Source organism: Methylobacter tundripaludum SV96, from assembly GCF_000190755.2.
GTDB lineage: Bacteria > Pseudomonadota > Gammaproteobacteria > Methylococcales > Methylomonadaceae > Methylobacter_A > Methylobacter_A tundripaludum.
The window spans coordinates 593,107-606,914 of the sequence record NZ_JH109153.1; the positions used below are offsets into that span (position 1 = coordinate 593,107).

Below are 13,808 nucleotides of genomic sequence, written 5' to 3' on the forward strand. Positions count from 1 at the left end.
GAACACTACCGTATTTTTAGCGCCGCCATACCCGCAATACTGTTGGCTCAAGCAGGGCAAAGTCCTCGCGGCACACCGCTAAGCGGGCAGCATTCCCCCTCCTCCACGCCACAAATTTTTAAAGACAATTATCGCCTCGCCTGTCAAAATCGAGGGTGTTTCAATCGAACCGATTCGTCACCCAGCGGAGCCCTAACTGCCATGCAACAGCAACACGTTGATATACATAATGCCATTACCGCATTGAGTTGCGCGCTGGATTTAGTCGGCGTTGACGAAGTCAGGCACGGCAAGCGCGTGGCGATCATGGCCCGGGCTATTGCCCGGCACTTGAACTGGTCGGAAGTTGACTGCCTGTCCATTCTTTACGCCGGTATGCTGCATGATTGCGGGGTTTCCAGAGTTCATGAGCACCACCAACTCACGGAAACACTGGAATGGGACGGTGCGGAAGATCATTGCATCCGCGGCGCCGATTATTTGTCGGCCTGTCCGCCGTTGGCGCATTTGTCCGCCGAGATTCGCTACCATCACACCCGCTGGGAAGACCTGCTGGCTTCGTCTGTCGATCATCGCCTTTGCTTGCGTACCAATCTGCTGTATCTGGCGGATCGCATCGATATGCTGCAAGCGCCTTTCCTGAGCACCGGCCATATACTGACCGAGTATCCGGCGATTATCGCGCAAATCAAAACGCTGTCCGGCATCTTGTTTGCACCGGAGCTGGTGGATGCCTTTGCCGAAATCGCCGATGTCGAAGCTTTTTGGCTGGCCATGGAACCCGAATATCTGGATGAAGATTTACGCAGCATCGGCAGCCATATTCCAACGACCTTGCTGGATATTCCTGCGCTCAAAGAACTGGCGCGGCTGTTTTCGCGCGTAGTGGATGCCAAATCCCCGTACACCGATGAACACTCGCAACGGGTGGCGCATATCGCCCGGCAATTGGCTATGGATTTCGGCATTAAAGGCTACGAGCTGGAGCAGGTTGAAATCGCCGGGCTGTTGCACGACATCGGCAAATTGCGGGTATCGGAAGACATCATCGACAAACCGGGCAGCCTGACGCCGGAGGAACGGGCCACCATGCATCGGCATAGCTACGACACCTTCCGCATCCTGCAACGGGTGTTTGACGACTCGAAGATTCCGCTGTGGGCAGGGTTCCACCATGAAACTTTGATCGGCGACGGTTATCCTTTTAAAAACGGCACCAAAGAACTGGACCTGGAATGCCGCATCATTACCGTTGCCGATATTTTCCAGGCCTTAGCGCAAGAAAGGCCTTATCGCCATACCATGAGCCTTGAATATATTCTCGACGACTTACAGTCGCGCGTTGCCAGCGGCCATCTCGATGCGGGAGTGGTGGCTAAATTGACTGAAAATGCAGCGCTTTATTACCGGCTGGCTGTGGCTGGATAGATTGGCTTGTGGAAGCGGGAAAATGATCAGGCCCTAAAAAAGGTTCTCAAAGCTATGTTGTTCCTAATCATCGTGAAGTACTTTAGGATATGGTCAGTAATAACTCCCCGATATGGATTGGGTGAAATTTTTCCGTTCGCTCTGAGCTTGTCGAAGGGTGAGCGGGAAAATTTCAGGCTACCGCGTCAAGCCGATCATGCTTCGACAAGCTCAGCACGAACGGCTCGACGATCGAAAATAGTGGTTTCGGGAAGTTATTTTAAACCAAATCCTTAAGCGACGATCTCAAGCAAGCTGGGGTTTCTGTTGACGAGTTTTTCAATGCTCTTAATTCCGTAATACCCGATGAAAAACATAAAACTTCGTGTCCTTCGTGCCTTCGTGGTGAATTAATGCTTTCGACCAACGGCTTAAGCGCCGATTTTACGTACTGCTCAAATTAACGATCAATGCCTGCAATTCCGACTTTGCTGATGTCTGGTTGGTATGAATCGCATAAACCTGACGGCTGATTTCAGGCTCCGATAGATAACGATAACTGATGTCCGTTGCCTGTTTGGGCAGGGTATATTCAGGCATCAATGCAACACCGATACCCTCCTGCACCATGCGCAAAATCCATTCTTCGCTGTTACTGCGGTAAGCGGCGTAAAGATTGATTTCCTGATTCTGGCAAATGCATTTCAAATCTTCTCTCAACTCGCAATTTAACCGGTCTAAATAAGGCTCCGACTGTATCGCTTTCAGATCGACTTTTTGCAGTTGATTAAAACGATGGGTATTGCTGAATGCGACCACGTAGCGTTCTTCATAAAGCAAGGTCGATTGATACGGTACTGCCGGTAATTGCGCCGGGGCGCTGATCACCAGATCCAGTGAGCCTGAATCCAGTTGCTTCAATAAACTCGCTTCGCTATCGACGATTAATTCCAGTTCGATATTCGGGTATTCCTGCTGATACCACGCAAGACAAGGGCTTAGGCGTTGCGCGCCTATCGTGGTCATCAGGCCGATGCGCAAGGGAATGGTGTTTAACCGGGTAAAACGAATCGCTTCCGCTTTGGTCGCCTGAAGGTCTTTGTAAATCTTGCGCAGATTGGCTTCAACCATGCGACCTAACGGCGTTAACAGGCAACCGGAGCGAGTGCGCGTAAATAATTCCCCGCCCATTTCCTCTTCAAGTTTTTTTATCGCCTGTGTCAAAGACGGTTGCGAGACGTAAGTGAGTTGCGCGGCGTGGGTGATTGTTCCCTGATCGCAGACTGCCAAAAAATAGCGGATTTGCTGCATTTCCATGAGAGCCTCCTGATATAGCAAAAAGCTATTGTTCCATAGAAAGTCAGTATTATACAAACCTTTGTATTTCACTATACGATTGCGCTTATCTTATAAAAACGATATGAGAAAGCTATGAAAGCGACAATCTTGAATACAGTCGCTTTAGTGATTTTAGGCATTAATGCCGATAAGATGCTGTTTACGAGCGAGAGGTTTTAAACATGAAAAAGAACATTCTGTTCCCCCCATTAATCAACACCTTAGCCTGTAGTTGCCGCGCTTTAGGTTTATTTGGATTATTGGCCGTCGCTTTGCCGTCGGCCGTCTATGCTCATCGCGGGGCGAATAATGAAGTCGATGCCTGCAATATCCTGGTGGGTCATGAGCGGGTACACTTTACCGCTTATACACCGGCATTGAGCAATGACAAAGAGTATTGCCAGATTATTCCGCATCTGGGCTCCACTAATCTGGTATTCGATTATGAAGGCAAAGGCCTGCGTAATTTAACCGTCGAATTTGAAGTCACCAAAGAACCGGAAGGAACCCGGGTTTTCTATCTGGAACCGACGAAAATAAAATCGGGCACGGTGAATGGCGTGGTTGATTTCAGTAAATTCGGTGCGGGCAATTATCTGGCCCATGTCGCGATAGTGCATCAAGACAAAAGCATCGATAGCCATATCCCGCTTTCGATAGGTCTTGAGCAAGAAGCTTCAGACAATTTGCCGATAAAATCTCTATTCGTCGTGGTGCTTATCGCAGGAGTTGTTTACTTAATGAAACGCGCCGTCGGCAAACATGCAGCGAGGCCATCCGATGCTTAAAGCCTACCTGGATAAATCGACTTTGCGGAACAACGTTTTCAAGTTACTGTTCTTGCTACCTATTGTTATAACGCTGATAGTTTTTTTCAGCGAAGATAATGACGAGTACTCTCAAGTAGGCAGCGCGTCTTATGCCGGAGAAAACGCAAATCCGCAATGCGTTGCCGGTAAGCTCGACGGAGAATCCGGCATCGTCAATGGCGAATCGACGCTGGAAGGCATTAAATACAATATACGCACGCCATTGAATTATGATGCCACTATCGCTCATCCGTTGCTGCTGGTCTTTTCTCCGGCAGGCTCAAACCGGGCAAAAACCGAGAAAACGACCGCACTTACGCTGAAAGCAACGACCGCCGGATTTATCGTCGCTTATGCCGATCATCCCGATTTATCGCCTACCTCTACCATCGAACTCGGAACTATTCCCGGCCTGATTGCCAAGCAATGGTGTGTTGATAAAGAACGTATTTTCCTTACCGGGCATTCTGACGGCGGTACTGCTGCGATGGCTTTGGCGTTTATGTCCGGCACCAAGCATATTCCCAAGGCGATTGCGCCTAGCGCAGCAGGAATCGATTATCAGGATTTGCGTGATCATAAATGCCCGGCTCCGATTCCTGTGATGGTCATGCACAGCGTGAACGATCGCTTGTTCCCGAAGTATGGTCAGCAGTCTTCCGGCTGGTGGGCGGCGTGCAATCAATGCGAGCCTATACCTGAAAAGATTGCCAATGGCTGCATGGCTTATTCCGGTTGCGCTAAGGGTGTAAAAACCTGGTATTGCGAAGGCGATAAACCCCATGCGCAGTGGCCGGGCATTAATGATACATTGCTGGATTTCTTGATTTCGGTGGGTCGTTAAGCGTCACGGCCTACGCTTAATGATTGCAATTCTTACATTCACCTCGTTCCCACGCGCCGCGCGCTCGTTGTCATACATGAGTATTTTCAAGCGCGTCATTCCGGCAGTGATTGCCGGACCCGTTAAAGCGCGTAGCGAATCCAGAGCACATGGATATAAAACTGTCTACTGGCACTTCGCATCGATCAAACACCTACAAGCCGCCAAGTTACCTTCCATGACATTGGATTCACTTCGCGACTGATGGGCTTCGTGTCTTCGTGGTGAATTAACTACTTAGCCATAAACATTAATTTCAAAATCCCCGCAATTTTAATTGGTCTATCACCCGTTTTACTGTCACTATCGGGTTAATGCTGTTTGGGCATTAATAAAAGTTTTCCAAATCAATCTTAATGGTTATGAGGACACGATTATGAACATTCTTATTACCGGAGGTACCGGTTTTATTGGCAGTGCATTGACTAAAAACCTGATCGATCAAGGTCATGCCGTTACGGTGTTAAGCCGCAGTCCCGAGAAGGTTGGCAAAATATGCGGCTCGGGCGTTAATGCGCTGGGCAGCCTCTCGCAACTTAAAGCGGAAGACAGCTGCCAGGTCATCATCAATCTTGCCGGTGCGCCGATTGTCGACGCCCGCTGGAGCGAGGACCGCAAACAGCTGATCAGGGCCAGCCGTATCGACCTGACCGAACACTTGATAACCTGCATTGATCGCATGAGCGTTAAACCCGAGCTGTTAATCAGCGGTTCCGCGATCGGCTATTACGGCAATCAGGGCGACACGGTGTTAACCGAACAATCGACGCCCTATGAAGATTTCTCGGAGCGGCTTTGCGCCGATTGGGAAGCCGCCGCAAAACAAGCCGAACAATTCGGCGTCAGGGTCTGTCTGATCAGGACCGGCTTGGTTATTGGCAATGGCGGCGGTTTTCTGCAACGCATGTTGCCGCCGTTTCGTTTGGGATTGGGCGGGCGCTTGGGCGACGGGCGGCAATGGATGTCCTGGATTCATCGTCAGGACTGGATCAATATCGCCCTGACCATGATTGCCGATTCAACCATGCACGGCGCTTATAATGCGACCGCGCCGAACCCTGTTACCAATGCCGAATTTACCCGGACATTGGCGCAATGCCTGAAACGCCCCGCCCTGCTGCCGGTTCCGGCCTGGCTGTTGAAAATACTGCTCGGAGAAATGTCACAACTGGTGTTGGGCAGTCAGCGGGTGATACCGGAACGGCTGTTGGCGCACGGTTTCAAGTTTCAATATGACGAGCTTGCCGCTGCGTTGCATGAGGCGTTATCGCATAAATAGATGCCGCCGACTTTGAACAAGCTTTTCAACCCAACGCTACCTACTGGCCGCCTCCTTAAACCGGGCCTTGCTGAGTTGGCTCTCACGGGCATGATCGATAATCGGTGCCGGGTAACTGCAAGCACTGTGTTTCTTATCCCATTGATGAATGGTTTTGGGCGGAAAAGCTTGCAGTTCCGGCAACCAGCGATAAATGTACCGGCAGTCCTGATCGAATTTAAGCTGCTGTAGCCAGGGGTTTAAAATCCTGAAATACGGTTGCGCATCGCAACCGGTCGATGCGGTCCATTGCCAGTTGCCGTTATTGACGCAAGGATCGTAATCGACCAGATGCCGGGCAAAATAACGCTCGCCCCAACGCCAGTCGATATGCAGGTCTTTGACCAGAAATGAGGCGGTGATCATCCGCACCCGGTTATGCATATACCCGGTGGCGTTGAGTTCGCGCATCCCTGCATCCACTATCGGAAAGCCGGTTTTGCCATCGCACCAAGCTTGAAAATAATCGGGATTATTATCCCAAGTCAGATCGGCAAACTTTTCCAAAAAAGCCCGCCCGAAAACCTGCGGGAAGTGATAAGCGATATGGGTAAAAAAGTCGCGCCAATACAGTTGCCGAATCAGCGGATGCTCGCTGCCGAGTTGTTCGGTAATGGCGTAAAACACTTCCCGGACCGAACAGGTGCCGAACTTTAAATGTGCGGAAAGTTTGCTGGTCGCATCCAGTGCCGGGAAGTCGCGGGTATTTAGATAATCGACGTAGTCGCCAAGCCGGTCCAGTATTGCCAGCGCCTGTTTGCGACCGCCTTTGATTGCGGGTTCCGTGACTGATAAATCGAGCTGGTCGATGGTAAATTCGGAAGCCGCCGCCAAAAAATTAGACTTAACCAAAACTTCCGGCAAGGCAACCGGGAACTGTTTGGCATTGTTATAAAACGCCGTAAATACTTTATAGGGCGTTTTATCCATTTTTACAGCCTGCTCCGGCTCATTAAGCAGGCTATCGGGGAGCGTATGCAGGGCAATGCCCAGCTGCTTGCAAACAGCGGCCAACTCATCGTCACGTCGCCGGCTGAAAGGCGTGTAATCGCGATTGATAAACACGGCTTGTATTTGTTGCTGTTCGACCAGCTGCCTTACGACCTGCTCCGGCAACGCATGATAAAGCGCCAGTTTGCCGCCTGCCGACTGCAACTGCTGTTGAAGATCTTGAATGGACTGCAACATAAACTGCAAGCCCGGTTTGCTCTGGTAAGGATGCGGTTCAATCTGCCGGGGATCGAAAATAAAGCAGGGAATCACCTGCCCCGAAAGCCGCAGGGCTTCAAGTAACGCGGTATTGTCTTGAAGGCGCAGGTCGCGACGGAATATGAACAGCGAGGTTGAGTATTGAATCATCGAAGGTTTACCCGATCATTCAATCACATGAGCCTGTTGCAGTTGCGATCGGAGCATTTCCACCCGTTTGCGATTAACCCCGAAATCGCCGTAACCGGTACGCGATGCGGAACGGATATGAATTAACCTGGCGTCCTTATCCAGTATCGCGTCTACATCATCCACAAAGCGAAACACCAGACTGGTTGCCTGGGCATGAAGCGTGTTGCCGGTTTCGTCGGTGATCACCGTCCGGCTTTGGCTGATCAAGGCTTTTTTCAGTGCCGTCCAAGCCTCTTCGACATCGCCGACGATTTTAAACGGCGCAATAGCATGATCGGCATCCGTCGCCTGACTGGAAACGCAGTTGGGACTGCTTGGACACGGTGGTAGTTGTTTTCCTGATGCCTGAGTTGCTGTGCTTAGCGTCATAACGATAATATAAAGAATGGTTTTAAACGTCATCAGTGTAACTCCTTAAATGGATTTGCGGTATTGGGCATTGGTGAGGACTGCTTACTAAAAGTAAAACGGCAACACATTTGCGTAACGTTGAGACTTGCGTTGATGCAGCTTTTCACTAACCGACCCTCTTAATGCGTCATACTGATAACCATTGTAAATCAACATGACCGGCAGCCCTCCGCATACAGCATAAACGCCAACATTTTGATGAAGGACATAGCCGCCTGCCGAGTCATCACGCCAAGGATAATGGCGACACCAGCCACCGACACTAAAATAAGCAAACCTGGACTGAGCTCGAAACCATTCCATTCAAAACAACATCAATAGGATATTAATCAATACTTCGGATACTTAGTGCTCCTCCATGATCAGCTCTTATACCTCAACAACATCAATATCAAAACAGTGCCCCAGATATTAATCAACAATTCGGATATGTGGTATTCCATGATCACTCCTTAGCTCATCGGCTTGAGTAAACTTCGTTGGATGACAGGCAACTTGCGGATTTATGTTAGGGCCGGTGATAGCGATCAGTAAGTCCATAATTTGAGATTGATAAATAAAAGCACGAAGAACCCGAATCGAACTGCAGAAATAGATCTTCGTTCCTTCGGCAACTGCTCTTGTATTGCTCCCACCTCCTGCGTCCATGCGTTGGTAAAGCGCCTACGTTGGCCGCTTTACCTCCCGCCATCCTTGGAGGCGCCATGCCGCCTGCATCCCCCTTTGGAGAAGGAGCACACTGAGTCAGGCCCCCATCTTGTAGAATAGAGAGTTCAATTTCTTCAATCAATAAGTGCCATTACCTAGCAAGTGAACCCGCTATTGGGCCGATGTCTTAGCCGAATGATTAAATCTTCCTCCCCGCCCCTGCTAAAACGAAAGACCATAAATCGATTGAAAAATCCGGCAAAGCCGATAGACTCGATCACTCGTTCATTCAATACTCCTCAAATCCATGAAAAAAATTCCTATCGGCATCAGCAGTTGTTTATTGGGTCAAAATGTCCGCTTTGATGGAGGACACAAACGGGATTCTTATATTACCGGCACCCTGACTGAATACTTTGATTTTCATCCCTTTTGCCCGGAAGTAGAAATCGGCCTGGGTACGCCTCGCCCCACTATTCACCTGGTAAAAATCGACAATGCAATACGCTGTGTAGGTATTAAAGACCCTGAAATGGATGTAACCGAGCGCTTACGCAGCCGCGCTGAATATCAAAAAGATTTACACGCCGACTTATGCGGTTATATTTTAAAAAAGGATTCGCCCAGTTGCGGCATGGAGAGGGTGAAGGTTTATGTCGGCGCTCAACCGCACAAGGATGGGGTCGGCATTTATGCTCAGGAAATGATGCGCAATAACCCGTTGTTGCCGGTAGAGGAAGAGGGCCGACTAGGCGACCCCGGACTGCGCGAGAATTTTATCCAACGCGTTTATGTGCTCTACCGCTGGAAATTAATGCTGGCCGAGGGATTAACACCCGGCAGCCTGACTAATTTTCATGCGCGCCATAAGCTCATCATCATGAGTCATGAAGATTATCGCGACCTAGGGCAACTATTAGCAGGACTCACCAAAGCCAATCTTGCAGACGTTGCAGAACAATACATTTTGCAGCTGATGACTACCCTTAAAAAGGTCGCTACCCGTAAAAATCATGTCAATGTCTTGCAGCATATTCAAGGTTATTTAAAAAAGGCGTTAAGCGCCGACGATAAGGCCGAACTTTGCGAAGTGATTGAACGTTACCGCAACGGCTACGTCCCATTGATAGTCCCTTTAACCCTGCTTAAACATCATTTCCGCAAGACACCCGATCCGTACATCGAAGAGTCCTATTACATGTCGCCTTATCCGCAAGAACTGCAACTCATCAATCAATTATAACCATGGCAAAAATTTTAATTGTCGGCTGCGGCGCGATAGGTTCGGAACTTGCCGGGGTTTTATCGACCCAGGGTCGTGATGTCACCGGGCTAAAACGCAAGCCGCCTTTATCCGCGTCCGGCCCTATCCACTATGTCGTTGCCGATATAAGTTCAGCCGCCGACTTGGCGAATTTGGGCACCGACTTTACGCAGGCATTTTTTATCGTTTCGCCTGACGAACGCAATGAACAAAGCTACCGCGCTGTTTATGAAACCGGCTTGAATAACCTGCTTGCGAGACTACCGAAAACGCATTGGCTAATGGTCTCGTCCACCAGCGTCTACGGACAATCGGCAGGCGAATGGATCGATGAAGACTCAGCCGCGGAACCGGCCAATATCACCAGCCGGTTGATCAGGCAAGCCGAACAAAAATTGATGGATTCGAACCCGGCTAATATCGTGGTGCGTTTTTCCGGCATTTACGGACCGGGGCGGGAATACTTGTTAAGACTGGCGCTGCAAGCACCGGCCATACAGCAAACTCCGCCTTATTTTACCAACCGGATACATCAACAGGATTGTGTCGGCGTTTTATCTTTTTTACTGGAACAGCGCTTGGCGGGAAGGGCCTTAGCTCAATGTTATCTGGCCAGCGATGATGATCCGGCACCGACCTGGGAAGTCATGACCTGGCTGGCGGATCGGCTGCATTGCCCGCCACCGACTGTTAAAGCAGTCGATGCGGATGCCGGAATGAATAAGCGCTGTAGCAATACTCGCTTAAAAGCGTTGGGTTATCAGTTCGACTACCCAAGCTATAAAGACGGCTATATGGAATTAATCGCCGCAAGGGATGGCTGAAAATGTACTCGTTCCCACGCGCTGCGTGGGAACGAGTACAGGCGCGCTGTGCCGAATGAAGTCATGGGAAACAACAAGATTGAATGCTAGTTCCCAAGCTCCAGCTTGGGAATTCGGTGTGGGAAGCTCCAGCTTCCCGTCTCGCGAAACTATGACTTGCATGAATGCATGAGCTAGAGCAACGCAGGAGCGGTTGCCGAGAGCTTCGTCACCTGGGATCCCCAGCGTAAAACGGTTATTTAATCGCCGCACGGCGATGATTTTTTCACCACGAAACACGCTTCTTCTTCGTGTTCTTCGTGTCTTCGTGGTGTTCTTTTGACTTACTCCCTCACGCACCCACATACTTCGGGTAATCGGTATACCCCTTTTCATCCCCACCATAAAAAGTCGCCTGATCGGGCGCATTCAGCGGCAGGTTTTTCGCGAACCGCTCCGGCAAATCCGGGTTAGCGATAAATAACTTACCATAGGCCACCATGTCGGCATGCCCCTGTTCAATGGCCTCGTTGCCGCGTTCCAGGTCATAGCCGTTATTAGCCATGTAGAAACCGGCAAAACAGTTTCTTAATGCCGCATAATCCACCTGCCGCTCGCCGGTCAGCATGTCGCCTTCCAGAACATGCAGATAGGCCAACGGATAATCGGATAATTTTTTAGCGACGGCATTAAAGGTCTGTTGCGGCTGACTGTCTTTAATATCGTTAAAGCTGTTTTCCGGCGACACTCGCACGCCGACACGACCCTCCCCCCAAACAGCGATGACTTTTCCGACAACTTCGACCAACAAGCGCATCCGGTTGACAATATCGCCGCCGTAGCCGTCTTCCCGGCGGTTGGTGCCGTCCCTTAAAAACTGATCCAGCAGATACCCGTTGGCGGCATGAATCTCCACGCCATCGAAACCGGCCGCTTTGGCGTTTTGTGCAGCAGTTGCATACTCGGCAACAATACCCGGCAACTCATCGAGAGTTAATGCATGCGGCGTTTCAAAATCATGCAAGCCCTCATAAGTCATAGCCTGACCGGCGGCTTTCAGCGCAGAGGGGGCGACCGGCAAAATATGATCGGGTTGCAGCGATGAATGGGAGATTCTGCCGGTATGCCAAAGCTGGATAAAAATCCGGCCACCTTCATCATGAACGGCATCGGTGACACGCTTCCAGCCTGCAACCTGCGCTTCGGAATGAATGCCCGGAGTTCCAGGGTAGCCAATGCCGCTAGCCGATATTTGGCTGCCTTCGCTAATAATCAAACCGGCCCCGGCTCGTTGGCGGTAATATTCAACATTCATATCCTGAGGCACATTGCCCTCACCCGCCCTGTTGCGCGTTAAGGGCGCCATGATTATCCGGTTGGCTAATACCATGTCCCCCAACAATATAGGCGAAAACAGGTTGTTTTTATCACTTGTGACTAATGTCATGATGTCCTCCCATTTGAATAACGTGATACAGGTAACTTTTAAAATCCAACGAAAAATGCTTTAGTTTCACTTATAAAGACCGTCTTTATTTTTTGTATTAAATCATCAAACTGTATTTGCTGCATGTTTATAAATGCGTCAAATCTTACAAGATTTGTTGCGTTATTCGGTTCATCCTGAGGATGCAGTATTATGCTATGGCCCTAAACGGGATATAGAAGAAGCCTTAAGTGGAAAGCTTGGTCGCTGATTTACAGTTGCCAATCCTGGAGCGAGATTAGCACAACTGATTTGTTCACTTTTAAAAACAAATCAACACCAGTAACCGCTTTATAATTAGTAACTTGCCAAGATTTATGGTTGCCGAAAGCCGACTGTGATAATATGAAAACGCTGATTCCTGGCGGTTCCGGTATGATTACCGACAATCAAGCAAAAAAACCAGCGTGCCGGATCAGCCCATCAATTTAATTTACCACGTTGAAAATCCTAATTATCAATGGTTGATTCTGATTACCCATTAACGATACAGCTGAAAAAACATTACCTCTATTTCCCCTGTTAGAACAATTTAATAGCTCGATAGTTCATTTATATCAAATCCCCCCGTTCAATTGCAGCTTGCTGTTTATGAGCAGTTGCGGGTCTATTCACGATAAAACTTAGTATGAAAACATTCAAAAGACAGGAATCCAATGAAATTGCATGTGGAATCGATTTCGGAACCTCGAACACAACGGTAGCGATTGCCCAGGGAAATGACGATCCAATAACATTGGTTCCAGTAGAAGACGAACACTTAACCATCCCTTCGACAATTTTTTTCCCGACAGAAAGCCCAACTGTTGTTTTTGGCCGCAAAGCAATTACGGCTCATATCGCTCGAGAGGATGGGCGATTTATGAGAAGTTTTAAGCGTGTACTTGGAACATCCCTGATGAAAGAAGGAACCTATATCAGCGGAAGAAAAACAAATTTCGAAAACATTATTGGGCATTTTATTGAAGATATAAAACGTAAAGCAGAGCTATCGGCCGACAGGGAAATCAACAACGTAGTTGCAGGAAGACCGGTTCATTTTGTCGACGGCAATGACAAAGCAGACAAAGAGGCGGAAGCCCAGCTCGATGCCATATTTGCGGCCGCCGGTTTTAAAAATATTCGCTTTCAATACGAGCCGATTGCCGCCGCATTTGCTCATGAATTAACGATGGGCGATACAGAACGTTTAGCCGTCGTTATGGACATTGGCGGCGGCACATCCGACTTTACGGTAATGCGTTTATCGGAGCGCTATATCAAAAAGCATGATCGCCAGGAGGACATTCTGTCTAATGCAGGGATTCGAATGGGCGGCAATGATTTTGACCGCGCTTTGAGTATGAAGTGTTTCATGCCACTACTAGGACTGGGTTCGCTTTGGGGTTGCAAAGGGCTGGGTTTTCCAATAACGCCTTTCTTCGACCTTTCAGAATTGAGCAAAATTCAGTCTATGTATACGCAAAAATACAAAAGGGATTTAAGGCAGCTAATTGGCCAATCAAATGATAAAGTCCTTACCAATAGACTGCTGTCAATCGTAGAGGAAGAGCAGGGTCACGCCTTGATGTCTATCGTTGAGGAAGCCAAAATCCGTCTTAGCGCCTGCGAGCAAACATCGGCTGACCTTTCTTTCATTGAAACAGACTTGCAAGTGCGCCTAGATCGGGCAAAATTCGAGGATAGTTTGCATGGATGTATTGAGAGCATCCAAAAAACCATCAATGCCTGCATTGTTATGGCGGGGATAAAAACAGATGAAGTTGCCTTGGTCATTCTAACAGGCGGCGGTACCGCTATTCCGCTGATTCAACAAATCACTCATCGCACATTTCCACATGCCGAAATTTCTGATGGCAACCGCTTATCAAGCGTTGGGTTTGGTTTAGCGTGTGATGCAAGACGTTATTATTTAGGTGCTAATTGACCCCTGTCATCTAAATCGATCACCGTGTTGATGGGAGACTCGATTGCTAAAACCGGCAAATGCCGTGGCGTCGAATTTGAACTAAACGAATAGACTTAACCTGACAGCTACCG

At 49.0% G+C, this 13,808-nt stretch carries 11 protein-coding genes; 7 read left to right on the forward strand and 4 right to left on the reverse strand.

Annotated elements, in window-relative coordinates; all coding sequences use genetic code 11:
* Window positions 1-201 precede the first annotated feature (201 nt).
* Window positions 202-1,428, forward strand: coding sequence for an HD-GYP domain-containing protein (locus METTU_RS15750; RefSeq protein WP_006892777.1), 1,227 nt, complete (start codon window positions 202-204; stop codon window positions 1,426-1,428).
* Between the two features lie 423 nt (window positions 1,429-1,851).
* Here METTU_RS15750 and METTU_RS15755 read toward each other — a convergent pair whose 3' ends face one another.
* Window positions 1,852-2,724: a LysR family transcriptional regulator gene (locus METTU_RS15755; protein WP_006892778.1), complete on the reverse strand. Its 873-nt coding sequence runs from the start codon at window positions 2,722-2,724 to the stop codon at window positions 1,852-1,854.
* 203 nt (window positions 2,725-2,927) lie between these two features.
* Here METTU_RS15755 and METTU_RS15760 point away from each other — a divergent pair, with 203 nt between their 5' ends.
* The 3 genes from METTU_RS15760 (at window position 2,928) to METTU_RS15770 (ending at window position 5,716) form a co-directional block, all read left to right on the forward strand.
* The gene (locus METTU_RS15760) at window positions 2,928-3,533 is read left to right on the forward strand and encodes a hypothetical protein (protein ID WP_006892779.1); all 606 of its coding nucleotides are present in this window, start codon (window positions 2,928-2,930) and stop codon (window positions 3,531-3,533) included.
* A complete protein-coding gene (locus tag METTU_RS15765; protein ID WP_254258001.1) occupies window positions 3,508-4,398 on the forward strand; it encodes an alpha/beta hydrolase family protein in 891 nt (296 codons plus the stop codon). The genes METTU_RS15760 and METTU_RS15765 overlap by 26 nt, the downstream gene beginning before the upstream one ends.
* A 415-nt stretch (window positions 4,399-4,813) precedes the next feature.
* Window positions 4,814-5,716, forward strand: a complete 903-nt coding sequence (locus METTU_RS15770) for a TIGR01777 family oxidoreductase (protein WP_006892781.1) — start codon at window positions 4,814-4,816, stop codon at window positions 5,714-5,716.
* A 36-nt stretch (window positions 5,717-5,752) separates the two neighbouring features.
* Here METTU_RS15770 and METTU_RS15775 read toward each other — a convergent pair whose 3' ends face one another.
* On the reverse strand, window positions 5,753-7,114 hold the full coding sequence (locus METTU_RS15775) for a cryptochrome/photolyase family protein (protein WP_006892782.1): 1,362 nt from the start codon (window positions 7,112-7,114) through the stop codon (window positions 5,753-5,755).
* A 15-nt stretch (window positions 7,115-7,129) separates the two neighbouring features.
* Window positions 7,130-7,558: a DUF1499 domain-containing protein gene (locus METTU_RS15780; protein WP_006892783.1), complete on the reverse strand. Its 429-nt coding sequence runs from the start codon at window positions 7,556-7,558 to the stop codon at window positions 7,130-7,132.
* A 964-nt stretch (window positions 7,559-8,522) separates the two neighbouring features.
* Here METTU_RS15780 and METTU_RS15790 point away from each other — a divergent pair.
* Both METTU_RS15790 and METTU_RS15795 read left to right on the forward strand, forming a co-directional pair.
* Window positions 8,523-9,458, forward strand: a complete 936-nt coding sequence (locus METTU_RS15790) for a YbgA family protein (protein WP_006892787.1) — start codon at window positions 8,523-8,525, stop codon at window positions 9,456-9,458.
* A gap of 2 nt (window positions 9,459-9,460) precedes the next feature.
* Window positions 9,461-10,303, forward strand: coding sequence for a sugar nucleotide-binding protein (locus METTU_RS15795; protein WP_006892788.1), 843 nt, complete (start codon window positions 9,461-9,463; stop codon window positions 10,301-10,303).
* 331 nt (window positions 10,304-10,634) lie between these two features.
* Here the strand turns inward: METTU_RS15795 and METTU_RS15800 are convergent, their stop codons facing one another.
* The gene (locus METTU_RS15800; protein ID WP_006892789.1) at window positions 10,635-11,729 is read right to left on the reverse strand and encodes an alkene reductase; all 1,095 of its coding nucleotides are present in this window, start codon (window positions 11,727-11,729) and stop codon (window positions 10,635-10,637) included.
* A gap of 667 nt (window positions 11,730-12,396) precedes the next feature.
* Here METTU_RS15800 and METTU_RS15805 point away from each other — a divergent pair.
* Window positions 12,397-13,695, forward strand: coding sequence for an Hsp70 family protein (locus METTU_RS15805; protein ID WP_006892790.1), 1,299 nt, complete (start codon window positions 12,397-12,399; stop codon window positions 13,693-13,695).
* Window positions 13,696-13,808: the final 113 nt, after the last annotated feature.